General features: G+C 64.3%; 1 protein-coding gene and 1 pseudogene. Both read right to left on the bottom strand.

Annotation, left to right across the window (positions count from 1 at the left end):
- A pseudogene (locus EOA49_RS31800) lies at window positions 1–410 on the bottom strand (exopolyphosphatase); the annotation flags it as partial.
- The coding region (gene ppk1 / locus EOA49_RS31795) for a polyphosphate kinase 1 (RefSeq protein ID WP_127243591.1) at window positions 407–1,685 on the bottom strand (1,279 nt) is incomplete at its 5' end. The gene ppk1 and the pseudogene EOA49_RS31800, both read right to left, overlap by 4 nt.

Here is a 1,685-nt window from a genome sequence, read left to right as displayed (position 1 = left end):
GGATAGAAACCGGAAATGATGCCGAGCGCCGAATAATGCGCTTCCTGGCGGCCGGAAAGCACGCGGATCTCGGTCTTCAGCACATCCTCGGCGCGGTGGATAAAGTCCGGGCCGTTGACCGCCTCGCGCGCGGCCGCGGTCGCCAGCACATAGATGTGTTCGGCGCCGGCCTGATCCGAAAGCGCGCGAAAACGGCGGAACTCCTCCATCGATCGCGTCACCGCCTCGGGATCGAGCTTGCCCGTCGAAACGATGCCGCGGCCGAGGCCGGCCAGCATCTTTTCGTTGAACAGCATCGTCGGCGAGCGCGCCAGCCCTTCATAGACGACGAGGCGGATCGAGTTCGATCCGATGTCGATGATCGACAGCGGCCGCCGGTCCTGGAGCCGGCCCTGCGAGACTGAAATCACGCGGCGGCGTTCTTCTTGCGGCGCTTGAACTGGGCAATGCGCCTTGGCGCATGCGATTTCAGCGCGTCACCCCGTCCGGAAAGACTCGGATTGGTCATGAAATATTCCTGCGCGTTGAACGGCTCCTCGCCCTCCTCGAGCGCGGCGCGCCGGGAGGTGCCATCAGCCAATACGTCGAAACTTTGCTGATTGTCCATGATGTTGCCGAGCATGATCTGGCCAAGCACCTGTTCATGCACAGTCGGATTGGTGATCGGCACGAGGGTCTCGACGCGGCGGTCGAGATTGCGCGGCATGATATCGGCCGAGGAGATGTAGACGATCGCTTCGTCGGACGGCAGACCGTGGCCGTTGCCGAAGCAGTAGATGCGGCTGTGCTCGAGGAAGCGGCCGACGATCGACTTCACCCTGATGTTCTCGGAAAGACCCGGCACCTGCGGCCTCAGGCAGCAGATGCCGCGCACGACGAGATCGATCTCGACGCCGGCGCGGCTGGCGTCATAGAGAGCATCGATGACGGTCGGATCGACGAGCGCGTTCATCTTCATCCAGATACGGGCCGGCCTGCCTTCGAGCGCATGGGCGATCTCCTCGGCGATGTGCCTCAGGATGCGGTCGCGCAGCGTGAACGGCGACACCGCAAGACGCATCTCCTCGGCAGGCTCGGCGTAGCCGGTGATGAAGTTGAAGATCTGCGCGACATCGCGCGCGATCGTCGGGTCGGTGGTGAAGAAGGACAGGTCGGTGTAGATGCGGGCGGTGACCGGATGGTAGTTGCCGGTGCCGAGATGCACGTAATTGCGCAGCCGACCGTCCTCGCGGCGGACCACCAGCGACATCTTGGCGTGGGTCTTCAACTCCAGGAAGCCGAAGACGACCTGGACGCCGGCGCGCTCGAGGTCGCGCGCCCAGCGGATATTGGCCTCTTCATCGAAGCGCGCCTTGAGCTCGACGAGCGCCGTCACCGACTTGCCGGCCTCCGCCGCGTCGATCAACGCCCGCACGATCGGGCTGTCGTTCGAGGTGCGGTAGAGCGTCTGCTTGATGGCGACGACTTCCGGATCGGCCGCCGCCTGGCGCAGGAACTGCACCACGACGTCGAAGGATTCGTAGGGGTGGTGGACGATGATGTCCTTCTCGCGGATGGCGGCCAGGCAGTCGCCGCCATGCTCGCGGATGCGCTCGGGAAAGCGTGGGTTATAGGGCGTGAATTTGAGGTCGTCGCGCGGGATGGCGACGATCTCGGAGATCTGGTTGAGCGCCAGCGGCCCGGTG

The sequence above is a fragment of the Mesorhizobium sp. M1A.F.Ca.IN.020.04.1.1 genome, assembly GCF_003997315.1.
Classification (GTDB): Bacteria; Pseudomonadota; Alphaproteobacteria; order Rhizobiales; family Rhizobiaceae; genus Mesorhizobium.
Note: the sequence above shows the minus strand (reverse complement) of the source record. Positions and strands in the feature narration are given on the sequence as shown.